Source organism: Simplicispira sp. GW247-4R2A (assembly GCF_059424465.1).
Genome location: NZ_JBWKZM010000033.1, coordinates 1 through 23,332, shown reverse-complemented (window position 1 = coordinate 23,332; position 23,332 = coordinate 1). Strand labels below are relative to the sequence as shown.

Genomic DNA, 23,332 nt, shown 5'->3' with positions numbered 1-23,332 from the left:
CAAGCGAAGCCGACAAAGTAATCGTTTGATTTAAAAATGGAATCAGCCCTGCGCCGCGAAGGGCGAGTGTAGTGCCGGGGCCTGCTGCTCGGCCGCGGCGACGCCCTGCAACACGTCGCCCACGACGATGATGCACGGGCTGGCCAGGCCTTCGCTGCGGGCGGTGGCGTGCAGGCTTGCCAGGGTGCACCTGGCCACGCGCTGCTCCGGCAGGCTGACGCGCTCGACGATGGCCGCTGGCGTGTGGGCGGGCAGGCCGGCAAGCAGGCCTTGTTCGATGTCGGCCAGGCGGCTGACGCCCATGTAGACCACCAGCGTCAGGCGCGCGGCATGGGCGGTGCCGGCAACCAAGGCCCAGTCGGTTTCGCGCCCCGGGTGGGCATGGCCGGTGATGAAAAGCACCCCGTGGGCCTGCTCGCGGTGCGTCAGCGCCGTACCCAGCGCCGCGCTGCAGGCCATGCCTGCGCTCACGCCGTTCACCACCTCCACCGCGATGCCGGCGGCGCGCAGATGCGCCACCTCCTCGCCACCGCGGCCGAACACCATGGGGTCGCCGCCCTTGAGGCGCACCACGTTCTCGCCCTCCAGCACGGCCATCAGCATCAGCCGCTCGATGAAGGCCTGGGGCGTGCTCGTGCAGCCGCCGCGCTTGCCCACATGGACCACGCGGGCCGTGGGGCGGGCCAGCGCCAGCACGCCGGGGCTGACCAGGTCGTCCACCAGCAGCACGTTGGCCGCCTGGATGGCGCGCACCGCCTTGAGCGTCAGCAGCTCGGGGTCGCCGGGCCCCGCACCCACCAGGGTGCAGCGGCCGTGCAGCAAGGGGGTGATGGAGGCAACGGGGGTGGTGGCTGGAGTTTTCACGGTGCTGGCCTTGCAGAATCAATCTGCAGGGCCAGATGCAAGATGTGTTCCACCTGCCGCGCGATGGGGGTCGGCACGGGCAGGCGGCCGTCCAGCATGGCGCGGATGAGGGCGGCGGTGCCATCAAAGTCGGCACCGGCCGACAGCTCGGGCAGGGCGGTGAGCGGGCCGCCCTGCGCCTCTTCCAGCCGGGTCACTACACCCGCCACAAACCCATCCATCTGCGGCATGCGCCGCGCGTCGGCCACGGGCTCGCCCTCGGTGCCGCGCAGCAGCAGCGCGTCGGCGCCGGTCAGCGCCAAGGTGGCGGCCATCGACTCGGCGTATTCCCGGTGCGTGTAGCTGCCCACCACCAGGGCGCGCGCGCCCACGGGTGCCAGCGGGTTCATCAGCTTGACCAGGCTGTGCGCGCTGCTGCGCACCCCCAGCGTGCGCCGCACGGCCAGCAGTCGCGCCAGGCCCGGCAGCAGCAGGGCGGTGGGCGCGAAGGCGACGCTGCCAGGCGCTATTGTTTGAATAGTTTGAAGCGCAGGTATATCAAGCGCTGCAAGCACATCTTGGCTAGAAACCCGGCTGTCTTCGGTGGCGGTGCCGTGCACCAGCACCGGCAAGCCTTCCCGCGCCAGCAGCAGCGCCAGCAAGGGCGTGAGCACCGGCAGCTTGCGCGCACCGTTGTAGCTGGGCAGCACCACCAGCGTGCGCGTGCTGGCGGGCAGGGGCGCCAGGCGGGCGTGGATGGCGTCGAGAAAACCGGCCATCTCTTCAGGCGTTTCGCCCTTGACGCGCATGGCGATGCAAAACGCTCCCACTTCCAGATCGCTGAGGTTGCCATCGAGCACCTGGCCGAACAGGTCGCAGGCCTGCTCGCGCGGCAGGTGGCGGGCACCCTGGGCGCCGCGGGCGATGATTTTGAGGTAGTGGCTGATGGCCATGCGCAACTTGCAAAAGAAGGGAGCAGGGATTGTGGCTCAGTAGCTGTCAGGCCGCGCCTGCCTGTGCCGGCGTGCCCTGCACCAGACGGCGCAGCTCGGGCACGCAGGAGCCGCATTGCGTGCCGCAGCGCAACTGGGCCTGCAGGGCGCTCAGCCGGGCAGCGGCGTCGCCTGCCAGGCGCGAGAGTGCGTCGGCGATGGCGCCTTCGCTCACCCCGAGGCAACTGCACACCTGGCGTGCGCCTGCTGCAGCGCCCAGGGTGCCGCACGGCGGCTTGGCGCCGGGCGCCAGCAGCATGCGGCCATAGGGGTCGGTCGGCAGATCGTTCTGCAGCACGCCGGTAAGCCAGTGTTGCGCCTGCGCGTCGCCGGCCAGCAGCAGGGCGCCCAGGGTGCTGTGCGCCGCACCGCGCACCAGCCGGGCAGCACGCCGCTGGCCCCGGCGCCGGTCGGCGTAGCGCAGCGTGCCCTCGCTGGCCAGGCCCAGCAATGCTTCGATGCGTTCGAGCAGGGCATCGGGCGCGGCGTAGTGCCCGGCGGCCGTGAGGCAGACACCGGTGCGCGCGGGCGCGTCGGCGCCGGAAGCGGAGGGCGCTGCAAACAGCGTGCAGCTGGCGAAGGCGAAGGTGTCCATCAGCGCGGCCAGCGCGGTGCGGGCGCGCAGCGCCTCGTCCTCGGGGAACCAGGCCATGGCGCAGAGCTGCCAGGGCAGGTCGACTTTGAGGATCTTGACGGCGGTGTGCTTGAGCGCCGGTTGCTGCGAGACGGGGCAGCGCACCTGCGTGGTGAGGGCATTCACCCCGGCCAGCGCACGCCCGGCCGCCGACTGCCCGCCCAGCCAGTCGCTGCCCCAGTGCATGGCAATGAAGGCCTGGCCGGGCGCGATCTCCGCGCAGGCCGCTACCGGCAGCACGATGCTGGCGCGGGCACTGGTGACGCAGGCGAGCGCGCCCTCCTGCAGACCCTGGCGCGCCATGTCCTGCGCATGCATCTGCACGCAGGGCGCGCCCGCGTGGCCCGAGAGGCGCGCCACGGTGCCGGTGCGGCTCATGCCGTGCCATTGGTCGCGCAATCGCCCGGTGGTGAGCAGAAAGGGGTAGCGCAGGCTGGGCGATTCGGCCAGGCCCTGGGCCGCCAGCACGGCAAAGCGCGCCCGGCCGTCGGGCGTGGGGAACACGCCGTCCGCATACAGGCGCTTGCGCCCATGCGTCGCCCCGTCTGGCAGGGGCCACTGCTGCGGGCCGGCGGCGTCCAGCCTGGCGTAGGAGAGGCCGGTGATGTCCAGATCGCGCCCGCGCGTGCTCTCGCGGTGCTCGTTCCAGATGGCCTCGGTCGCGGCTTCGGCGCTGGCCAGGTGGTCGGCGTAGGGGAACAGGGTGGGTGCGCCAGGGCGCAGGCGCTGCTCAAGGCGCTGCGCAAATTGCAGCGCGATCTGCCAGTCGTGCCGGGCTTCTCCCGCAGCGGGAACGGCGCTGCGCACACGCGAAATGCAGCGCTCGCTGTTGGTCACCGTGCCGGTTTTTTCGCCCCAGGTGCTGGCGGGCAGCAGCAGATCGGCATAGGCGGCGGTGGCGGTGTGGGCAAACGCCTCCTGCAAGACGACGAATTCGGCACGCTCCAGCGCGCGGCGCACCGCGCTCTGGTGGGGCAGGCTCTGCGCCGGGTTGGTGCAGGCGATCCACAGCGCGCGGATCTCGCCATCGGCCGCGGCCTCGAACATCTCCACCGCTGTCTTGCCTGGCCGGGCGGGAACCTCGCTCAATCCCCACAGCGCGGCCACTTCCGCGCGGTGCTCCGGGTTGGCCATGTCGCGGTGGCCCGAGAGCAAATTCGACATGCCGCCGACCTCGCGCCCGCCCATGGCGTTGGCCTGGCCGGTGAGCGAGAGCGGCCCGGCGCCGGGTTTGCCGATCTGCCCGGTGGCCAGGTGCAGGTGCACCAGCGCGGCGTTGTTGGCGGTGCCAGCGCTGCTCTGGTTCAGGCCTTGGCAGTACAGGCTGAGCGTGCGGCCGCGCGGCGCGGTGGCGTCGCTTGCCACGCCGGAGAACCAGCGCGCCGCCTGCACCAGGTCGGCCAGTGCAATGCCGCATTCGCGTGCCACGCGCTCAGGCGTGCAGGCGGCCAGTTGCGGCTGCAGTGCGGCAAAACCGCTGGTGTGCGCGGCGATGTAGTCGGTATCGAGCCAGGCCTGGCGCTGCATGAGGTGCAGCATGCCGGCCATGAGCACGGCGTCGCTGCCGGGCTGGATCTGCAGGAACAGGTCGGCGCAGGCGGCGGTGTCGGTGCGGCGCGGGTCGACCACGATGACCTTCATGTCCGGCCGTGCGGCGCGTGCGTCCTCGATGCGCCGGAACAGCACCGGGTGCGCCCAGGCGGTGTTGCTGCCGATGATGAACAGGCAGTCGGCGTGCTGCAGGTCGTCGTAGCAGGCGGGCGGTGCGTCGGCGCCCAGCGTGGCCTTGTAGCCGGCGGCGGCGCTGCTCATGCACAGGCGCGAGTTGGTGTCGATGTTGTTGGTGCCCACCAGGCCTTTGGCGAGTTTGTTGAAGACGTAATAGTCCTCGGTGAGCAACTGGCCCGACACGTAAAACCCCACCGCATCCGGCCCGTGCGCGGCGATGGTGCCGGCGAAGCGGTTGGCGGCGAGGTCGAGCGCGCTGTCCCAGGCGATGGGTGCCGGCGCTTGGGTGCGCGTGGCACGCACCAGCGGCTGCAGCAAGCGCATCTGGCGGGTCACGCTGGCGCTGGCGCTCAGGTGCAGGGTGGCGCCTTTGGTGCACAGCCGCCCGAAATTGGCCGGATGGTCGGGGTCGCCGCGCACGCCGGTGATGGCGTCGCCCTCGGTCTCGATGACCACGCCGCAGCCTACGCCGCAGTAGGGGCAGGTGGATTTTGTTTCTTGCATGGCGTGGGTTCTGTGGTGTTTTTTGGCTCTGGCGCTTGACTGGGTTGGTTTGTTAGCTATCTTTTTGATATCTGTTTCTTTGCTGAGGGCAGAGGCCGGGGTGTGCGCCCGGCGGCGCAGTAACTTTCTTTCGCTTCGCCGAAAGAAAGTCACCAAAGAAAGGGCGACCCTGCTGGCCGTGTCCCTCCGCTTCGCTGCGGGCAACCTGCGATGCTCGTTCGCGGGGTGTGCCGCGTAACTCACTGCGCGCCTGCGGCGCTCCGTTCGGACAAACGCGGCAAGCCAGATCACGAAGCGGGTGTGTCCTTCGGCACACCCGCCACCCCGCGCCCTGCGCTTCTCGGCACGGCCAGAAGGGCAAAGACGATACGGGCCATCGCTGCGCTCGGCCCCGCGCCAGGCCGAGCGCAGCGATGGCACGCGTCGGCTCCCATCCCTTCTGGAAGCGCCTGCGGCGGGGCGATTGCGGGGTGGCATGCGCGCCTGCGCGCGCATGCTTCGTGAACTGACTCGCCGCAGAACTCGCGGAGCGCCGCAGGCGCGCAGCGAGTTCTGCGGCGCACCCCGCAAACGTCCCGACGCAGGTTGCCCCGCAGCGCAGTGCAGGGGTCGCAGCCAGCAGGGGCGTGTTTCTTTTGCCTTCTTTTCTTGCACGAGCAAGAAAAGAAGGTCGCCCGCCGGGGCGAGACCCGGCCTCCGCCCTCTGCATCCCCACACCTGCCCCATAAATCCAAAGCATTCAAGCAACCACCAAGCGCCCCACCGGCCCCGCCACCGGCCGCGTCTCGGTGGTGGCGTGACGCGCCAACTCATCGGCGTCGAGGAAGACCTGGCCGTTTTCCACCTTCACCGCAAACTTCGGCGTGCACCCCTCATCGGGTGCGGCGGCCTGGCCGGTGCACAGGCCAATGGTCCAGTTGTGCAGCGGGCAGGCCACGCTGGTGCCAAAGACGATGCCTTGCGACAGCGGTCCGCCCTTGTGCGGGCAGGAGTCGAGCAGGGCAAAGATCTGGTCGTCGGCGCTGCGGAAGATGGCCACATCCAGGCCCTGCGCCCGCGCCACGCGGCGGGCGCCCAGGCGGGGAATGTCGTCCACATGGCAAATGGGGGTCCAAGCGGTCATTGCTATTCCTTTGGTAGCTGCCAGCGCTTATGGGGTAAGCACTAGGGGCTGTTTTTATCTAAAATCTTGTGAAGTGAGGGGAGGTCAGGCGACGGCAATCGGGATGAACTGGCGTTCGTCCACCTGCGCCCGCTGGCTCTCGAACCACGGGTCGGGCTCGCCCGCCAGCGCGTGCTGCAGCCGCGCCCAGAGCGCCTTGCGGCCCGCCGGGTCGCCAAGGATTCTTTTCTTCACGTGGTCCAGCCCGACACGCGCCACGTAGTGCACCGTGCGCTCCAGGTACCAGCCTTCTTCGCGGTAGAGCTGCATGAAGGCGCCGGTGTATTCCATGACTTCCTCGGCGGTCTTGAGCTTGACGAAGAACTGCGCCACCTCGGTCTTGATGCCGCCGTTGCCGGCGATGACCATCTCCCAGCCGCTGTCCACGCCGATGATGCCCACGTCCTTGATGCCGCTCTCGGCGCAGTTGCGCGGGCAGCCGCTGACGGCGAACTTGACCTTGTGCGGCGCCTGCATGCCGAAGAAGGCACGTTCGAGGTCCTTGCCCATCTGCGTGCTGTCCTGCGTGCCCATGCGGCACCACTCCTTGCCGACGCAGGTTTTCACGGTGCGCAGCGCCTTGGCGTAGGCGTGGCCGCTGGGCATGCCGATGTCGCGCCAGACGGCCTGCAGGTCTTCTTTCTTGACCCCCAGCAGGTCGATGCGCTGGCCGCCCGTCACTTTCACCGTGGGGATCTGGTACTTGTCCACCACGTCGGCAATGCGGCGCAGCTCGGCGGCGCTGGTCTCTCCCCCCCACATGCGCGGCACCACGGAATACGTGCCGTCTTTCTGGATGTTGGCGTGGCTGCGCTCGTTGATGAAGCGGCTTTGCGGGTCGTCCTGGGCTTCGTGCGGCCAGCTCGATAGCCGGTAGTAGTTGATGGCCGGGCGGCAGGTGGGGCAGCCGTCGGGCGTCTTCCATTCCATGAAGCGAAACACGGCGTCGCTCGTCAGCAGGTGGTGCTGCACGATGGCGTCGCGCACCGCCTGGTGCCCGTGGTCGGTGCAGGCGCACACCGGCTTGGTCTTGGGCGTGGCGGAATAGTCGCCGCCGGCCGTGGCCATGAGGATCTGCTCGACCAGGCCGGTGCAGGAGCCGCAACTGGCGCTGGCCTTGGTGTGCTTGCGCACTTCGTCCAGCGTGAACAGGCCTTTCTCCTGGATGGCCTTGCAGATTTGGCCCTTGGTCACGCCGTTGCAGCCGCAGACCTCGTCGGTGTCCAGCATGGCGGCGGCCTTGTTCTGGCCCTGGTGGCCGGCGTCGCCCATGTTCGATTCGCCGAACATCAGCTTGTCGCGCAGGTCGCCCACGGCGCGGCCGTCGCGCAGCAGCTTGAAGTACCAGCTGCCGTCCACGGTGTCGCCGTACAGGCAGGCGCCGACGAGCTTGTCGTTCTTGATCACGAGCTTCTTGTAGACGCCCGAATACGGGTCGGAGAGCACGATTTCTTCCGTGCCTTCGCCGCCCTGGAAGTTGCCGGCCGAGAACAGGTCGATGCCAGTGACCTTGAGCTTGGTCGAGGTGAGCGAGCCCACGTAGCGGCCAATGCCGAACTCGGCCAGGTGGTTGGCCGCTACCCGGCCCTGCTCGAACAGCGGCGCCACCAAACCGTAGGCAATGCCGCGGTGCGCCGCGCATTCGCCCACGGCGTAGATGCGGGCGTCGGTGGTGGTCTGCAGCGTGTCGTTGACCACAATGCCGCGGTCCACGTGCAGGCGCATTTTTTCGGCGAGCTGTGTGTTCGGGCGGATGCCCACGGCCATCACCACCAGGTCGGCCGGCACTTCGCTGCCGTCCTTGAATTTGACCGCACGCACTCGCCCCGCATCGTTCCCCAGCAGCTCGGCGGTCTGCGCCTGCATCAAAAACTGCATGCCGCGCTCGGTAAGCGACTTTTGCAGCAGCTTGCCGGCCACGCGGTCGAGCTGGCGCTCCATCAGCCATTCGGCGGCGTGCACCACGGTGACCTGCATGCCGCGTTTCATCAGGCCGTTGGCGGCTTCCAGCCCGAGCAGGCCGCCGCCAATGACCACGGCGTGGCGGTAGCGCGTGGCGGCGTCGATCATGGCCTGGGTGTCGGCGATGTCGCGGTAGGCCAGCACGCCGTGCAGGTCCTTGCCCGGAACCGGCAGGATGAAGGCGTTGGAGCCGGTGGCCATGATCAGCCGGTCGTAGCCGGCCGTGAGCGTGTCGCCCGCCACGCTGGTGGCGCTTACCGTGCGCTGCGTGCGGTTCACGTCGGTGACGGTAAAGCCGGTGTGCAGGGTGATGCCGTGTTCCTGGTACCACGCGCGGTCGTTGAGGATGATCTCGTCCACCGTCTGCTCGCCGGCCAGCACCGGCGAGAGCAGGATGCGGTTGTAGTTGGGGTGCGGCTCGGCGCCGAAGACGGTGATGTCGTACAGATCGGGGGCGATCTTGAGCAGCTCTTCGAGCGTACGCACCCCGGCCATGCCGTTGCCCACCATGACCAGCCTGGGTTTTTTCATCGAAGCACTCCTTGGGCGAATGAATTGCAAACCATCGGCGCCTTGGGTTCGCGCCGGTATCCAGTGCAATGCAATGACCGTGCCAGCGATCAAGGCTGTGTGGCTCTGCCTGTCGGCGCCTGTGAGTGGCACCATGGCAGTGCGGTATGTCAGGACGCGGTGCATGCGGCGGCTGCACCATGCTGGAGGGTGTTGTGCCTGAGGCTGGTGCATCGCACGGGAAATGCACAAGGCCCGCACCGTTTGCACGGTGCGGGCCTTGTGAGAGGGAGGCGCCTGACGCCCTGGCGCACTAGCGCCCGGGCGCTCGGTTTAGCTGCGTTCGCCAGTAGCGATCTGGTTGGCGCGGATAGCGACCAGGGCTTCCGAACGGACGGCAGCGCGGGCCTGGGTGCTGGTGGCGCGTGCAGCGTAGTCGGCCACGGGGCCCTTGGCGAAGTTGGGCAGTGCCTTCTGGCCTTCGGCGCGCACGTCGGTGCTGCTGCGGGTGGATTGCACATGGGCTTCAAAGTCCATGCCGTAGAGGTTGCCGTTCAATTCGCCGGCTTGGGCGCCGATGGAGGCAAAAGCGGCAACAGCGGCGATAGAGAGAATGCGTGCGGTGTTCATGATGGTTTCTTTCTTAAAAACGACTTCAAAAGGACCCGCTGCAGGGAGAGCTTGATGCCCTTGGGGAGCGGTTTCGGTGAGTCGCCTTGTGTGTTCGGCTCATCGATGGGGTGAACTGTACGCCGCAAGGGTGCAATTAAAAACCGCTGAGTCGTAAATTGACTATTCCGGTATTAGGAATAATTAAGGCAAATTAAGGAGTGCCTTTTCGCGCATTCGCAACGCTTGTTGCGCGAAAGCACAAACGTCTGACAGGACCCGATTGCATGCAATGCGGGGATGGGCTGAAATTACCGTGTCGGACTCATCCGGGAGGTTCTATGACGGTTGTTGCAGAAATACTGAAAGCCAAGGCCCATGCCGCGGTGCAGACCATTGCCCCTGACGCCTCGGTGCTGGACGCCCTGCGCATCATGGCGGAGCGGCAGATCGGCGCACTGCTGGTCGTTCAGGATGGCCGGATCGAGGGCATCCTGACGGAACGCGACTACGCGCGGAAAATTGCCTTGTTGGGCCGGACCTCGGCCGATACGCCGGTGCGCGAAGTCATGACGCGCTCCGTGATGTTCGTGCACCCGCACCAGACCAGCGAGCAGTGCATGCAGATCATGACCGACAAGCGCCTGCGCCACCTGCCGGTGCTCGACGGCGAGCAGCTCATTGGCATCATTTCGATTGGCGATTTGGTGGCCGACATCATTTCCGAGCAGAAATTCATCATCGAGCAGATGACGCACTACATCGGCGGCAACGTGCGCTGAGGCCCGCGCCTGCGGGCGCGAACGTGAGCGCGGTGGGGCCATTCGGTTTCGCAATCAATCGGGTGCGCGAAGGCGAAGCGCAAGTACCGGCGTACTGGCCAAGCGAAGCCGACCAAGTAGCCGTTTGATTGAGAAAGGGCATCAGGTGCTCTCGCGCACGGTCAGCTCAAAGCCAAGGTCCATGCAATTGCGCGCCGGCGTTTCGCCGCGCATCAGCGCCAGCAGCATGCGCGCGCTTTCCTCGCCAATGGCCTGGCGCGGCGTGCGTACCGTGGTGAGCGAGGGCAGCATTTCGGCACTGCCGGCCAGGTCGTTGAAGCCGGCGACCGCCACCTGATCGGGCACGCGGATGCCCAGCCTCGGCGCCGCCAGCAGCGCGCCTTGCGCCAGGTCGTCGTTGCAGAAAAAGATGGCGTCAATGTCTGGATGCTTGTCGAGCAATTGCGCCAACAGTTCGCCGCCCAGGCGCACCGATGAGGCCTCGGAACTCAGCAGCTCCAGCCCGGCGTCGTAGCAGCCCGCAGCGCGCAGGCAGCGCCGGTAGCCCTCGGCGCGCTGCAGGGTGCGCGGGTCCAGTTGGGCCGCGGCAAAGGCGATGCGCCGGTGGCCGCGATCAAGCAAATGCTGCACCATGCGCTCGCCCGCATCCTGCTGGGAGAACCCCACGCAGTACACATCGGGCGCACGTGTGGTTTCCATCAGGTGTACGCACGGCACGCCGCTCGCCGCCAGGCGCTGGCGGGCCTCGTCCGTGCGGTCAAAACCGGTCAGCAGCAGGCCCGCTGGCCGCATGGCCAGGTACGAGGTCAGCAGTTTTTCTTCTTCCTGCGGGTCGTAATGCGTCACGCCAATCAGGATCTGGTAGCCGTGCGGCGCCAGGCCGCGGTGCACGGCTTCCAGCACATCGACAAACAGCGCGTTCGAGAGCAGTGGCACCAGCACCGGCACCAGGGTGCTGCGCTGCGAGGCCAGCGCGCGCGCGGCCGGGTCGGGCACATAGCCGAGCGTTTGCGCCGCCTGCCGGACCCTCTCGACCAGGTCCGGCGCCACGGCGCGCTCGCCGCGCAGGGCGCGCGACGCCGTGATCGGGCTGACCGATGCGGCCCTGGCAACATCGGCCAACGTAGTTCGACCGCTTGCGCGCGGACGGCGGGGAAGGGCAGTGGACAAGGGTTTTCCCGAGAACGGGCCAGGAAGCAGAACGTTTAGGATAGCGCTGTCCGACAGTTGCGGCAAGACGTAAAACCTCTGAAATAGCGTGCCCTGTGCGCTTTCAGCAGGACCGACGCCGAGCGACTGAAGCGGGCTTTTTAAAACTCTTTTGGGATAGCGCTGTCCGATGTCTGTTCGCCGCTTTGAAGGCTCTTTCGTTGTCATGGGTGTCGCCGGCTGCGGCAAATCCAGCCTGGGTGCCGCCTGCGCCAGCGCACTGGGCATGGCGCTGGTGGAGGGCGACGCCTTCCATTCACAGACCAGCCTGCAGAAGATGCAGAGCGGCGTGCCCTTGTCCGACGCCGACCGGACGGAATGGCTTGCCGTGCTGGCCAGGCGCCTGGCGGAGTCGAGCGGCGGAACCGTGCTGGCCTGCTCGGCACTGCGCCGCGCCTACCGCGACCAGTTGCGCCGCGCGTCGCCGGGTCTGCGCTTCGTGTTCCTGGAACTGAGCGAGAGCGATGCGCGTGCGCGCGTCGCGGCGCGCCTGGGCCATGTTTTCCCGGTCAGCCTGGTCGCCAGCCAGTTCGCCACGCTGGAGAGCCCGCGCGGCGAGCCCGGCGTGCTCACGGTGGACGCCCTGCGGCCCCTGGAAGCTTTGTCTGCCGACGTGTGTGCCTGGCTCACTGGCACTGAAAAGGAGTAGCGCATGCGCAAAGGTTTTCAAACGGCCATGGAAGCACTGATGGCGCTCAGCCTGCTGGTCATGGTGATCGCGGTGTTTGGCAACGTGGTGCAGCGGTATTTGTGGGGCACGGGCTGGGTGGTGTCCGAAGAGCTCTCGCGCCTGCTGTTCGTCTGGCTGGTCAGCATCGCTGCCACGCTGGCCTATGGCGAGGGCCAGCACCTGGGGTTTGATCTGGTGACCGCGCGGCTGCATGGGCGCCGAGCGACGGTGGCGCGCTGGCTCACGCGCGGGCTCATCGCCGTTTCGCTGTATTACCTGATCGTCGGCTCCTGGCAGCAGGTGCTGGTCGGCATGGACAGCCGCAGCCCGGTGATGAACTACCCGCTGGCGCTGGGCGCGGGCGGCATTCTGTTCATGGGTGTCTGCATGGCGGTGATTCTGGTGGCCGAGTGCTGGGCCGAACTGCGCGGCCAGCGCACGGGGGATGCAGCATGACCATTGCCCTGTTTCTTGGCGTGCTGTTCGCCACCATGGTGGTGGGCGTACCGATTGCCTTTGCGCTGTTGCTCACGGCACTGGCGCTCATGGTGCAGCTCGACTTTTTCGATGCGCAGTTGCTGGCCCAGAACACCCAGGCCGGGTTCGACAGTTTTCCGCTGCTGGCCGTGCCTTTCTTCATCCTGGCCGGCGAGCTGATGAATGCCGGCGGCCTGAGCCGGCGCATCATCGATTTGGCGCGCAGCTTTGTCGGCCATGTGCCGGGCGGCCTGGGTTATGTGGCGATTGCCGCCTCGCTCATGCTGGCCTCGATGAGCGGCTCGGCCATTGCCGATACCGCCGCGCTGGCTACGCTGCTGCTGCCCATGATGCGGCGCCAGAACTACCCGGATGGGTCGAGTGCCGGCCTGATCGGTGCGGGCGGCATCATCGCGCCCATCGTGCCGCCCTCCATGCCCATGGTGATCTATGGCGTGACGACCAACACCTCGATCAGCAAGCTGTTCCTCGCCGGCATCGTGCCGGGCATTTTGATGGCCGTGGCGCTGGTTCTCGTCTGGCGTGGCGTGGCGAAATCGAAGGCGCTGTCGGTGGCCGAGCGCGCGTCCTGGCCCGAGCGTTGGCAGGCGCTTGCCTCCAGTGCCTGGGCCCTGGGCCTGCCGGTGATCATCATCGGCGGGCTGCGCGCCGGGCTGTTCACGCCCACCGAGGCAGCCGTGGTCGCGGCGGTCTACGCGCTGCTGGTGGCCACGCTGGTGTACCGCGAACTCAACCTGGCCGGGGTGTACCGCGTGTTTGTCGCCGCGTCGCGCACTACCGGCGTGGTGATGTTTTTGTGCGGCGCGGCTACCGCAGCGTCGTACATGATCACCCTGGCCGATCTGCCCAGCCAACTGGCGCAGAGCATGGGGCCGCTGCTGCACAGCCCGCTGCTGTTCATGGTGGTGGTGTGCCTGTTTCTGCTCGCCGTGGGCATGGTGATGGACCTGACGCCCACCATCCTCATCCTCGGCCCGGTGCTGGCGCCCCTGGCGGCGCGCGCCGGCATCGACCCGGTGTATTTCGGCTTCGTCTTCATCTTTGTCGGCTGTCTGGGCCTGCTGACGCCGCCCGTGGGCACGGTGCTCAATGTGGTGGCCGGCGTTGGCCAGTTGCGCATGGAGCCGGTGATTCGCGGCGTGATGCCGTTTCTGGCGGTGTACCTCGTCACTCTGGTGCTGCTCGTCCTGTTCCCGCAGATCGTGCTCTGGCCTCTCCAACTGATGTTCTGAGGCCGCGCGGTTTTTCCTTTTGTCTGCTCTGTTCCCCAAGGAGATTTTCATGAAGATCAAGTCACTTGCCCTTGCCGCCAGCCTTACCCTTGCTGTCACTATGAGCGTGGGCGCTGCCCATGCGCAGGAGGTGAAGCACCGCATCATCCGTTTCGGCTATGGCCTGAACGACATCTCCAACCAAGGCCGCGCCACCAAGGTTTTTGCCGATGAAGTCGAGAAGCTGTCGGGGGGCAAGATGAAGGTGCGCGCCATTGGTGGTGCCGCCCTGGGCTCGGATGTGCAAATGCAGCAGGCGCTCATCGGCGGCGCGCAGGAGATGATGGTCGGCTCGACGGCCACGCTGGTGGGCATCACCAAGGAGATGGCGATCTGGGACACCCCCTTCCTGTTCAACAACGGCAAGGAAGCCGACGCCGTGCTCGATGGCCCCGTCGGCCAGAAGATCATGGACAAGCTGCAGGAAAAGGGCCTTGTCGGCCTCGTGTACTGGGAGAACGGCTTTCGCAACCTGACCAACAACAAGCGCGCCGTCGCCAAGCTCGAAGACCTCGACGGCATCAAGCTGCGCGTGATGCAGAACAATGTCTTCATCGACAGCTTCAAAACGCTGGGCGCCAACGCCGTGCCGCTGCCGTTCTCGGAGCTGTTCACCGCCCTGGAAACCAAGACGGTCGATGGCCAGGAAAACCCGTTCAACACCATCCTGTCGAGCAAGTTCTATGAGGTGCAAAAGTACCTCACGGTGACCAACCACGTCTACAGCCCCTGGATCGTGCTGGTCAGCAAGAAATACTGGGATGGTCTGTCCAAGACCGAGCAAAAAGTGCTGATGGACGCCGCCAAGAAAAGCCGCGATTTCGAGCGCCAGGACACGCGTGCCGAAGCCGACAAGGCGCTGGCCGATCTGAAAGCCAAGGGCATGCAGATCAACCAGCTCTCGCCCATGGAGGCCAACCGCATGCGCGACAAGCTGAGCACGGTGAACGCCGGCATTGCCGCCAACGTGGGCCAGCCGCTGTGGGACGAGGTGCAGGCCGCGGTGAAGAAGGCACGCGGCGCCCAGTAAACGCCCTGCGCTTGTCTGAACCCAAGGCGGCCAAGGCCGCCTTTTTTCCAGGCTCGCGCTCAGGCCGCCTTTTCCACATGCGCCTGCCGGGTGTACAGAAAATCCAGCACCGCTTTGCGGCAGCGCAGGTAGACCGGGTCGTCGGCCAGCGCCACGCGCTGGCGCGGGCGCGCAAGGGGCACGTGCAGCACCTCGCCAATCGTCGCGGCGGGGCCGTTGGTCAGCATGACGATCTTGTCGGCCAGCAGCACGGCTTCGTCCACATCGTGCGTCACCATCACCACGGTGCTGCGCGTGCGCAGGACGATTTCCAGCAGTTCGTCCTGCAGCCTGGCGCGGGTGAGGGCGTCGAGCGCGCCGAAGGGCTCGTCCATCAACAGCACCTGCGGTTCCATGGACAGCGCGCGGGCGATGCCGACGCGCTGCTTCATGCCGCCGGAGATTTCACCTGGGCGTTTGCCGGCGGCGTGCGACAGCCCCACCAGCGCCAGCGCGGCCTGGGTGCGCTCGCGCAACTGGGCGCGGCTCTCCTTGGCGCCGAAGACCCGTTCCACCGCCAGGTAGACGTTGTCGTGGCAGCTCATCCACGGCAGCAGCGAATGGTTCTGGAACACCACCGCGCGCTCGGGGCCGGGGCCTTTGATCTCGCGGTTGGCGCACAGCAGCACGCCGCTGGTGGGCGCGGTGAGCCCGGCGATCAAATTGAGCAGCGTCGATTTGCCGCAACCAGAATGCCCGATCAGGGCGACGAATTCGCCCTGTGCGATCTGCAAGTTGATGTCCTGCAGCGCAGTGAACGGGCCCTTGGCCGTTTTGAAGGTTTGCCCCACCTGCTGGATGTCGAGGTAGCGCGCAGCCGGTGGCGCAGAGCGGGCGGGCAGGGCGGCGGCGGTGGTGTCGCTGGGGGTGGTCATGCGCGTGTCTCCTCAAACGTGAAGGCCGATGCGATGCGCACCAGGGCGAATTCGAGCGCGTAGCCGACCACGCCGATGATGAAGATGGCGATCAGGATGTGGGCCACGTTCAGGTTGTTCCACTCGTCCCACACCCAAAAACCAATGCCCACGCCGCCGGTCAGCATCTCGGCCGCCACGATCACCAGCCAGGCCGTGCTGACCGCCAAGCGCACGCCGGTCAGCATGTACGGCAGCACGGCGGGGAACAGGATGCGCGTGGCGATCTTCCATTCCGACAGGTTCAATACTCGCGCCACGTTCATGTAGTCCTGCGGCACGCGCTGCACGCCGGTGGCGGTGTTGATGACCATGGGCCAGATCGAGCAGATGAAGATGGTCCAGATGGCCGCCGGGTTGGCGCCCTTGAACACCAGCAGGCCAATCGGCAGCCAGGCCAGCGGCGACACCGGCCGCAGCAGGCTGATGAGCGGCCCGAACATGCGCGAGAGGAAGGTAAAACGCCCGATGGCAAAGCCCGCCGGAATCCCCACCGCCGCCGCCAAGCCAAAGCCCACGGCCACGCGTTCGAGCGAGGCCAGCACGTTCCAGCCCACGCCCTGGTCGTTGGGGCCGTTGCGGTAGAACGGGTCGGCAAACAGCTCGCGCGCCTGCTGCCAGGTAGCGGCCGGGCCGGGAATGCTGGCGCCCGTGCCGGCCGACACCAGCGCCCACACGCCCAGAAGCAGCGCAAAGCCGCACAGCGGCGGCAGCACCGCCAGCCAGAAGGCGCGGGACAGCAGCGGGCCGCGTGGGGTGTCTTTAAGGTGTTTTTGGCCTCTAGCGCTTGTGTTGATTGCGCTAGAAGCTATATTTTTGATAGCTCCGGAGTGTGTAGGCGCGCTTGCTGCGGCTTCGGGCGGGGAATGGAAAACGGCGGCGACCATGGGTGGGCTCCTAAGGGTCAGGCGTGAATCTTGAAACTGTCGGCGTACCTGGCGGGGTCTTTGCCGTCCCACACCACGCCGTCGATCAGCGTGCTGCTGCGCAGCTCGCTCTTGGGCAAGGGCGTGCCGCTGGCCGCAGCGGCCTGCTTGTAAAGGTCGATGCGGTTGATGGCGCGCGCCACGCCGGTGTAATCGGGGTGGTCTTTCAGCAGGCCCCAGCGCTTGTGCTGCGTCAGGAACCACATCCCGTCCGACAAATAGGGGAAGTTGACCGCGCCGCCGTCGTAGAACTTCATGTGGTTGGGGTCGTCCCAGGTCTTGCCCAAGCCGTTGTCGTAGCGCCCCAGGATGCGCGGCGCAATCGTGTTCACCGAGGTGTTCACGTACGACTTGGCGGCAATGGTCTGCGCCATGCGCGTCTTGTTGGCGGCGCTCTCGTCGATCCAGCGGCTGGCCTCCAGAATGGCGGCCGTCACCGCGCGGGCGGTGTTGGGGTACTTCTGGGCGAAGTCAAAGGTGGTGCCCAGCACCTTCTCGGGGTGGTCCTTCCACACGTCCTGCGAGGTGGCGGCCGTGATGCCCACGCCGTCGGCGATGGCGCGCGCGTTCCAGGGCTCGCCCACGCTGAAGCCGTCCATGTTGCCCACGCGCATGTTGGCCACCATTTGCGGCGGCGGCACGACGATGCACTTGACGTCCTTGAACGGGTCGATGCCGCCCGACGCCAGCCAGTAGTACAGCCACATGGCGTGCGTGCCGGTCGGGAAGGTCTGCGCAAAGGTGTATTCGCGCGGCTCTTTCTTCATCAGCGCCGCCAGGCCTGCCAGGTGGGTCGCGCCCTTGTCGGCCAGCGCTTTGGAGAGCGTCAGCCCCTGGCCGTTGCGGTTGAGGGTCATCAGCACCGCCATGTCCTTCCTGGGGCCGGCCAGTCCCAGGTGCACGCCGTAGACAAGGCCATACAGCACGTGGGCAAAGTCCAGCTCGCCGTTGACCAGCTTGTCGCGCACCCCGGCCCAGCTCGCCTCCTTGCTGGGGATGATGGTCACGCCGTACTTCTTGTCGAAGCCCAGCACCGAGGCCATCACCACGCTGGCGCAGTCGGTCAGCGGAATGAAGCCAATCTTCACTTCCTTCTTCTCGGGGGCGTCCGAGCCCTGGGCGTGGACCAGCGCGCGCAGCGCTGGGCTGATCCCCACGGCGCCCACGGCGGCGGCCTGCAGCACGGTGCGGCGGGGCAAGCGGGATGTCAGAAGATCGGTCATGGGGTTCCTTTTTGCGTTGGGCCAATAAAAAAGGCGTCCTCACGCTGCGCAGCGCCGCAAGGGGCGGCAGACGCGCAGGGTGGGGACGCCTTTGTCCATTGAACGGTTGCCTCCACCCGCCATTGGGTGGTGCCGCCGTATTGACCCCGAAGGGTCTGTAAGCACTATTGCAAGGCTTGTGCCAGGTGGTGGGCGGAGTGCTTGCTAGGGGAAAAGGACTGCGAGGCGCTTGGTTCCAGAGCGCTGGGGCTGGCCTCTTGCGAACCGGGTGCGTGGGGATGCACCGGAGTTGTGCGCTGCACCATGGGAGCGCGGGAGCGACGAAGATCGGAAATGGCCCGCCTGAACCGCTGGGCCGGCTAAACGCCCGGTGGCAGCTTGGAGGCCATCATCTTCTTTCGGTCGATCCTGTCGCCATCGACGATGAACGTTCCGTCCCCCACGGCGTGAACCGTGCGCTTTTCCGTGCGTCCGGTATCGAGGTAGGCGGCCACCGCCTTCAGCACGACAATGGGGTGCTTCTGGATGAGGTCGACGACCCGGCACTCGATGTTGGCGAGGCATTCCCTGATCAAGGGCGGCCTGACGTGCTTGGCCGGCACGGGCGTGAGCCCCAATTTGGAAAACTTGTCCGTGTCTGCCCCGGAGCATGTCCCGATGCCGACCACCTGGTCCAGGAGGTCAACGGTGGGGATCGCAATCACGCATTCCCGGGTTTTTCGCAACGCCGCGAAAGAGTGGTTCCACTCCCCCGTGGCGATGGCGAACCTCGGAGTGAAATCCAGCACCATGGTCCAGGAAATGGTCATGACGTTGTGCTTCTCCCCATCATGGGTGGTCACGAGGACCACGGGCCCCGATTCCATCAGAGTGAAAGCCTTGCCCAGGTCAAACTGCTTCATGAGAGCCCCTCCGTGCGCGTTCGATATTACCCGTGGAAACCCAAGGCGCCGCTCCGGCGTGTTGGCGCACAGTCCCGGTTGGCAGCAGCGCAGTGCCTGCGGCGCTCACAACCCCCCCTGCTTCAATTCGTCGGGCATGTGAGGGGGACATGCAAAGGCATGGGGCGGCCCCTTGACCACGGTGGTTCTCACCCCAGCAAATCCACCATCTCCAGCATCCGCCGCGCCACCTCGCCCAGCTTCAGCCCCTTTTCCATCGCCGTCTTGCGCAGCTTCTCATAGGCGGCGGGTTCGCTCAGGCCCTGGCGCTGCATGAGCAGGCCTTTGGCGCGGTCGATGGTTTTGCGGTCTTTCAATTCGCTTTTGGCGTCGGCCAGTTCGCTGCGCAGGGCTTGTTCGTGGGCGAAGCGGGCCAGGGCAACGTCGAGGATGGGGCGGATGCGCTGGGGCGCCAGGCCCGCCACGACGTAGGCGCACACGCCCGCGGCCACGGCGTCGCGCACGTGGGTGGTGTCGTCGTCGTTGGTGAACAGCACGATGGGGCGGGGCGCATCGCGCGTGGCCATCACCACATGTTCAAGCGCGTCGCGGGCTTCGCTTTCGGCGTCCACGATGACCAGATCGGGCTGGAGCTGCGCCAGGCGTTCGCTCAGGAAGGTGTCGGCCGGCAGCACGGCGACGAGGTTGAGGTTGTTTTCCAGCAAACCGATGCGCAGCATGCGCGAGCGCTCGGCCAGCCGCAGGGCGTGCCGGTCTCGCGGGTCGGCCACGGCGAGTTCGGGGGCTATCACCACAATGCGCAGCGCTTGTTTGTGTTCGTTCATGGTGGGCAATGCGAAGCAAGAGTCGTGCCACGCGGGGCCGACAAATGCCTTGATCTGCTGGAACAAAGGCACTGGCATGGCAATTTGTTACGGTTGATCACATTTTCTAATACAAGGGCTAACCCCCGCGCACAGCCGCCGCTGCACGCCGTATACCTACCCCATTCAATTTTTCAGCCGACCGACTCCATGACCCAAGACCTGAATCGCCGCCAGTTTTCTGCCGGGCTTGTGCTGACACCCTTTGCTGCAGGTGGTCTGCTGGCCGGCTGCAGCCGCATACCCGACACGGTCCGCATCGGCGTGGCGCAGCCGCTGAGTGGCCCGATTGCCGCGCTGGGGCAGGATTTGCTCAACGGCGTCACGCTGGCCGTCAAAGAGCTGAATGCGGCGGGTTTCAATGTGGACGGCAAGCAGGTCACGCTCGAAGTGGTGTCGGTGGACGACAAATCCGACGTGGAGACGGGCAAGAAGGTGGCGCAGCAGCTGGTCGATGCCGGGGTGGTCGCGGTGATCGGGCATCTAAACTCGGGCGTCAGCATTCCGACCGCGCCCATTTACGCGGCCCACGGCATTGCGCAGATCGCTATTTCGACCAACCCCAAGTACACCGAGCTGGGCTTTCCGACCACGCTGCGCATGGTGGCCAACGACAACTTGCAGGCCGCAGCAATTGCGTCATTCTCTGCTGAGCAGTTGGGTGGCAAACGCTATGCCGCGGTCGATGACGGAACGCCCTATGGCAAAGACCTGGCCAATGGCGCCGCCAAGCGCCTCGAAGCCGCGAAAAAGAGCGTCGCGCTGCGCCAGTCGTTCGATGACAAGACGGTGGCCTTTGATGAGCTGGCCGCCAAGCTGAAGGCTGAGAACATCGACGTCATCATCTCGGCGCTCAACGATTTCCAGGTGCTGGCACTGCTCCAGGCACTCAAGAAGATCAACTACACCTCCGTGCGCCTGTTGGGGAGCGATACCGCCAAAACCACCGACATGATCAAGGGCGACGGCATCATCGACGGCCTCTACGCGACGTCGCCGGTGCTGGAAGCCAAGGAATTCACCGCCGGCCCGCAGTTTCTTGAAAAATACGGCGCCGCTTTTGGCAAGCCCCCGGCGTACGGCGGCCATTATTCCTACGACAGCATGTACGTGCTCTCGCAAGCGCTGCAACTGGCCAAGTCGGCCAAGCCCGAAGACATCACGGCGGCGCTGCACAAGATCAACGGCTACGCCCCCGTCACCGGCACCATGAAGTGGGACGAAAAGGGCGAGCAGCGCTACGCCGCCGTGGGCGTGTACCAACTGCGCCGCGGCAATTGGGAGCTGCGCATGCGCTCCGACCGCTGGTAAAAGCACACCCGCACCGGCCCATTGCAGCGCCCCTTGGGGCGCTTTTCGCTTGTAGAGATGGGAATGCAGCGTACGCCACCCAGGACGTATGAAGCGAGCGCGCCAGAAGCCAGCAACCACCGCGCAAGGGCCGCCCCGCCGCGCTGGTGGTGTCCCCCTTCCGCATCGTGCAGCGATGCAAGAGAAGGGGGAAGGCGCGAAGCGCCTCAGGGGGATGCACCTAATTCAACACTCAATGACATTCACCGCCAGCCCGCCGCGCGAGGTTTCCTTGTAGCGGCTCTTCATGTCGGCGCCGGTCTGCACCATGGTGCGGATCACCTGGTCGAGCGATACCTCATGCCGGCCGTCGCCCCGCAGCGCCAGCCGCGCGGCGTTGATGGCCTTGATGGCGCCCATCGCGTTGCGCTCTATGCACGGAATCTGCACCAGGCCGCCCACGGGGTCGCAGGTCATGCCCAGGTTGTGTTCCATGCCGATTTCGGCAGCGTTTTCCACCTGCGCCGGGCTGCCGCCCAGCACCGCGGCGAGCGCGCCCGCCGCCATGCTGCAGGCCACGCCGACTTCGCCCTGGCAGCCGACTTCGGCGCCTGAGAGCGAGGCGTTCTTTTTGTACAGGATGCCGATGGCGCCAGCAGTGAGCAGGAAATCGAGCACGCCCTGCTCGTTCGCACCGGGCACAAAGTTGCGGTAGTAGTGCAGCACCGCCGGAATCACCCCGGCCGCCCCGTTGGTGGGGGCGGTGACCACGCGGCCACCGGCGGCGTTTTCTTCGTTTACCGCCATGGCGTAGAGGTTGACCCAATCGAGCATGGCCAGCGGGTCGCGCAGCGCAGCCTCGGGGTGGCTGCACAGGCTTTTGTGCAGCTCGGCCGCACGGCGGCGCAGTTGCATGCGCCCGGGCAGGTGGCCGCTGGCTGCGCAGCCGCGCGCTACCGAGCCGGCCATGACGGTCCAGATAGCGAGCAAGCGGCTGCGCACCGCCTCAGGGCTTTGCCGCTGCGCCTCGTTGGCCGCCATGAGCTGCGCTACCGAGAGGCCGCTGGCGCTGCACTGCGCCAGCAGTTCGGCGCCGCTGGCAAAGGGGTACAGCGCGGGCGCCGTGCTGGGCGCGGCGGCGTCGGCGCTGGCGTTGACCACGCGCTGGCCCGCCGCGTCGACGACGAAGCCGCCGCCAATCGAATAGAAGTCGCTGACCAGCAGCTCTTCGCCCGCCGCGCCCAGCGCGGCAAAGCGCATGCCATTGGGGTGCAGCGGCAGGCTTTTGCGGCGCATCAGCACATGCTCTTTTTCGACAAAGCGCACCGGGTGCTGGCCCAGCAGCGAGAGGCTTTGCGAGCTGCGAATGGCTTCGATGGCCGGGGCGATGGCCTCGGGGTCGATGCGGTCGGGCTCATGGCCGGCCAGGCCCAGTAGCACCGCGCGGTCGGTGCCGTGGCCGATGCCGGTGGCCGAGAGCGAACCAAACAGCTCGACGCGCACGCCATGCACGGGCGCGAGCCCCATGGCCGATTGCAGTTGGCAGACAAACTGGCGCGCGGCAATCATGGGGCCGACGGTGTGCGAGCTGGACGGCCCGATGCCGATCTTGAACAGATCAAAGACGCTGACAAAGCTGTCCGCAGGCGCGCAATCGTGGGTCATGAAGCGAACGGGCCAGAACGCTGGCCCGTGAAAAAGTGGCAGTGCGCGCACAGTACGCACGCCGCCGCCGCCGGGTATGCGCGCTTACCCTGATGCGCCACGCTGGGCGCGCCCCAACGGCCGATGCAGACACAGAGCGCGCTATAAAAAAACTAGCTTCTAGCGCATAGTGGATAAGCGCTAGAGACCAATTTGATTCAAAATTTTGGCGGTCAACAGCGTCTGCTTGTTGCCCATGAAACTTGCTTACATCGCCATGGCGCGCACCAGCAGCAGGGGCGCGTCCCAGGCGCGGATGCGTGGGCGCTGGCTGAGGCAAGCGCCGTGCAGTGCGTCGATTTTGTCGAGCACGCGCAGGCCACCCTGGACGACCAGGCGCAGCTCCCAGCCCGCACGGCCGGGCAGGCGGTGCACCAGCGGCGCGCCTTGGTCCATGCAGCGCCGTGCCCAGCCGGCCAGCTCGGCCACCAGGCGGTCGCTGGCGGGGGTGCGCGGTTGCGCCAGCAAGTCCGCCGCCCGCAGGCCCAGCGCGGTGGCGTCGGTTTGCGGCACGTACCAGCGCTGGCGGGGCAGGTCCACGCTGAGGTCTTGCCAGAAGTTGATCAGTTGCAGCGCCGTGCAGATGGCGTCGCTCTGCGCCAGCGCCTGGGGGTCGTTCACACCGTACAGGTGCAGCAGCAGCCGCCCCACGGGGTTGGCCGAGCGGCGGCAGTAGTCGAGCAGCTCGGCTCGGTCAGCGTAGGGCTCGGCCGACTGCGTGCGCTCCACGTCCTGGCGGAAGGCGCTGAGCAGGTCGGTCAGCAAGGGCAGGGGCAGGGCGTGGCTTTTGATTGTGGCGGCGAGGGGGGCAAACACTTCGGGCCAGCGTGCGCCGGGCGCCGCGCCACTGGCGACGGCCCGCAGCTCGGTTTCGAAATCGTCCAAGTCCGCTAGGCGCTGGCTTGGCGCGGCATCGCCTTCGTCGGCGATGTCGTCGGCGGTGCGGGCAAAGGCGTAAATCGCCGCAATGGGCGCGCGCAGCGCCGGCGGGCACAGCCAGGAGGCCACGGGGAAGTTCTCGTAGTGCGTCACCGGCAGCGGCGCTGCGGGCTCGGGCGGAACGGGGG

Annotated in this window: 20 protein-coding genes; 6 read left to right on the top strand and 14 right to left on the bottom strand. The window is 66.7% G+C overall.

The window, feature by feature from the left end:
* Positions 1-42: 42 nt before the first annotated feature.
* The 6 genes from cobA to AC07ZH_RS17990 all read right to left on the bottom strand — a co-directional run bounded on the left by cobA (position 43) and on the right by AC07ZH_RS17990 (position 8,965).
* Complete coding sequence (gene cobA, locus AC07ZH_RS18015) at positions 43-864, bottom strand: uroporphyrinogen-III C-methyltransferase (protein ID WP_495200781.1); 822 nt, start codon at positions 862-864, stop codon at positions 43-45.
* Entirely contained in the window at positions 861-1,796 is a 936-nt protein-coding gene (gene ybiB, locus AC07ZH_RS18010; RefSeq protein ID WP_495200780.1) for a DNA-binding protein YbiB, read from the bottom strand. The genes cobA and ybiB overlap by 4 nt, the downstream gene beginning before the upstream one ends.
* Before the next feature lie 46 nt (positions 1,797-1,842).
* Positions 1,843-4,701 carry a nitrate reductase gene (locus tag AC07ZH_RS18005; protein ID WP_495200779.1) on the bottom strand — a complete coding sequence of 953 codons (2,859 nt, stop codon included), beginning with the start codon at positions 4,699-4,701 and terminating at the stop codon, positions 1,843-1,845.
* A 739-nt stretch (positions 4,702-5,440) separates the two neighbouring features.
* Entirely contained in the window at positions 5,441-5,824 is a 384-nt protein-coding gene (nirD, locus tag AC07ZH_RS18000) for a nitrite reductase small subunit NirD (protein ID WP_495200778.1), read from the bottom strand.
* Between the two features lie 84 nt (positions 5,825-5,908).
* On the bottom strand, positions 5,909-8,356 hold the full coding sequence (gene nirB / locus AC07ZH_RS17995; protein WP_495200777.1) for a nitrite reductase large subunit NirB: 2,448 nt from the start codon (positions 8,354-8,356) through the stop codon (positions 5,909-5,911).
* Positions 8,357-8,668: 312 nt separating this feature from the next.
* Positions 8,669-8,965: a DUF4148 domain-containing protein gene (locus AC07ZH_RS17990; RefSeq protein ID WP_495200776.1), complete on the bottom strand. Its 297-nt coding sequence runs from the start codon at positions 8,963-8,965 to the stop codon at positions 8,669-8,671.
* A 320-nt stretch (positions 8,966-9,285) separates the two neighbouring features.
* Between AC07ZH_RS17990 and AC07ZH_RS17985 the strand changes: the two genes are divergently transcribed.
* Positions 9,286-9,726, top strand: coding sequence for a CBS domain-containing protein (locus AC07ZH_RS17985; protein ID WP_119108113.1), 441 nt, complete (start codon positions 9,286-9,288; stop codon positions 9,724-9,726).
* 141 nt (positions 9,727-9,867) lie between these two features.
* Here AC07ZH_RS17985 and gntR read toward each other — a convergent pair whose 3' ends face one another.
* Positions 9,868-10,896: an HTH-type transcriptional regulator GntR gene (gntR, locus tag AC07ZH_RS17980; protein WP_245960490.1), complete on the bottom strand. Its 1,029-nt coding sequence runs from the start codon at positions 10,894-10,896 to the stop codon at positions 9,868-9,870.
* Between the two features lie 169 nt (positions 10,897-11,065).
* Between gntR and AC07ZH_RS17975 the strand changes: the two genes are divergently transcribed.
* From AC07ZH_RS17975 to AC07ZH_RS17960, 4 genes are read left to right on the top strand one after another with little or no spacing between them, the layout of a single operon-like run.
* Positions 11,066-11,584: a gluconokinase gene (locus AC07ZH_RS17975; RefSeq protein ID WP_245960489.1), complete on the top strand. Its 519-nt coding sequence runs from the start codon at positions 11,066-11,068 to the stop codon at positions 11,582-11,584.
* A gap of 3 nt (positions 11,585-11,587) precedes the next feature.
* Positions 11,588-12,061: a TRAP transporter small permease gene (locus AC07ZH_RS17970; protein ID WP_495200775.1), complete on the top strand. Its 474-nt coding sequence runs from the start codon at positions 11,588-11,590 to the stop codon at positions 12,059-12,061.
* Positions 12,058-13,335 (top strand): TRAP transporter large permease, encoded by a 1,278-nt coding sequence (locus tag AC07ZH_RS17965; protein ID WP_119108109.1) that lies wholly within the window; start codon positions 12,058-12,060, stop codon positions 13,333-13,335. Before AC07ZH_RS17970 ends, AC07ZH_RS17965 begins: the two co-directional genes overlap by 4 nt.
* A gap of 49 nt (positions 13,336-13,384) precedes the next feature.
* Positions 13,385-14,404: a TRAP transporter substrate-binding protein gene (locus tag AC07ZH_RS17960; RefSeq protein WP_495200774.1), complete on the top strand. Its 1,020-nt coding sequence runs from the start codon at positions 13,385-13,387 to the stop codon at positions 14,402-14,404.
* Positions 14,405-14,463: 59 nt separating this feature from the next.
* On the opposite strand, the gene AC07ZH_RS17955 is transcribed toward AC07ZH_RS17960, so the two are convergent.
* From AC07ZH_RS17955 to AC07ZH_RS17935, 5 genes are all read right to left on the bottom strand, one after another.
* Positions 14,464-15,318 carry an ABC transporter ATP-binding protein gene (locus tag AC07ZH_RS17955; RefSeq protein WP_495200773.1) on the bottom strand — a complete coding sequence of 285 codons (855 nt, stop codon included), beginning with the start codon at positions 15,316-15,318 and terminating at the stop codon, positions 14,464-14,466.
* The gene (gene ntrB / locus AC07ZH_RS17950; RefSeq protein ID WP_495200772.1) at positions 15,315-16,244 is read right to left on the bottom strand and encodes a nitrate ABC transporter permease; all 930 of its coding nucleotides are present in this window, start codon (positions 16,242-16,244) and stop codon (positions 15,315-15,317) included. Before ntrB ends, AC07ZH_RS17955 begins: the two co-directional genes overlap by 4 nt.
* 17 nt (positions 16,245-16,261) lie before the next feature.
* A complete protein-coding gene (locus AC07ZH_RS17945; RefSeq protein ID WP_495200771.1) occupies positions 16,262-17,506 on the bottom strand; it encodes a CmpA/NrtA family ABC transporter substrate-binding protein in 1,245 nt (414 codons plus the stop codon).
* A 359-nt stretch (positions 17,507-17,865) separates the two neighbouring features.
* On the bottom strand, positions 17,866-18,408 hold the full coding sequence (locus tag AC07ZH_RS17940) for a flavin reductase family protein (protein ID WP_495200770.1): 543 nt from the start codon (positions 18,406-18,408) through the stop codon (positions 17,866-17,868).
* A gap of 188 nt (positions 18,409-18,596) precedes the next feature.
* Positions 18,597-19,232, bottom strand: a complete 636-nt coding sequence (locus tag AC07ZH_RS17935; RefSeq protein WP_119108569.1) for an ANTAR domain-containing response regulator — start codon at positions 19,230-19,232, stop codon at positions 18,597-18,599.
* A gap of 189 nt (positions 19,233-19,421) precedes the next feature.
* Here AC07ZH_RS17935 and AC07ZH_RS17930 point away from each other — a divergent pair, with 189 nt between their 5' ends.
* Positions 19,422-20,582 carry a branched-chain amino acid ABC transporter substrate-binding protein gene (locus AC07ZH_RS17930; RefSeq protein ID WP_119108103.1) on the top strand — a complete coding sequence of 387 codons (1,161 nt, stop codon included), beginning with the start codon at positions 19,422-19,424 and terminating at the stop codon, positions 20,580-20,582.
* Positions 20,583-20,807: 225 nt separating this feature from the next.
* Here the strand turns inward: AC07ZH_RS17930 and AC07ZH_RS17925 are convergent, their stop codons facing one another.
* On the bottom strand, positions 20,808-22,226 hold the full coding sequence (locus AC07ZH_RS17925; protein ID WP_495200769.1) for an L-serine ammonia-lyase: 1,419 nt from the start codon (positions 22,224-22,226) through the stop codon (positions 20,808-20,810).
* 246 nt (positions 22,227-22,472) lie between these two features.
* Positions 22,473-23,332: squalene synthase HpnC (gene hpnC / locus AC07ZH_RS17920; protein WP_495200768.1), on the bottom strand; the 860-nt coding region annotated here is incomplete at its 5' end.